Origin of the sequence: Citrobacter sp. TBCS-14, from assembly GCF_005280805.1 — a bacterium.
GTDB classification, from domain to species: domain Bacteria; phylum Pseudomonadota; class Gammaproteobacteria; order Enterobacterales; family Enterobacteriaceae; genus Citrobacter; species Citrobacter gillenii.
The window spans coordinates 613-840 of sequence record NZ_SZWM01001187.1 but is presented as its reverse complement, the minus strand read 5'-3'; the positions used below and the strand labels follow the sequence as shown (position 1 = coordinate 840).

Below are 228 nucleotides of genomic sequence, written 5' to 3'. Positions count from 1 at the left end.
GATGCTCGCCATCTGATGTTGGGAGTCGCCGGTTGGATGCGCTACATCAGCGGTGTGGATGAACAAGGTCATCCGATTGAGGTGATAGATCCGCTGTCAGCACAGTATCAGGCTATTTATCAACAGTATCCATCAATAGAAGAACGTGTCCGGGCGCTGTTAGCAATTGACACTATCTTTGGGCGAGACCTTTGCGAGAACACAGACTTTATCGAACGCGTAACCGCT

1 pseudogene is annotated in these 228 nt (G+C 50.0%); it reads left to right on the top strand.

Features of this window, described 5'->3' with window-relative positions:
• Positions 1-228 (top strand): annotated as a pseudogene (locus tag FDX22_RS24715) (fructuronate reductase); the annotation flags it as partial.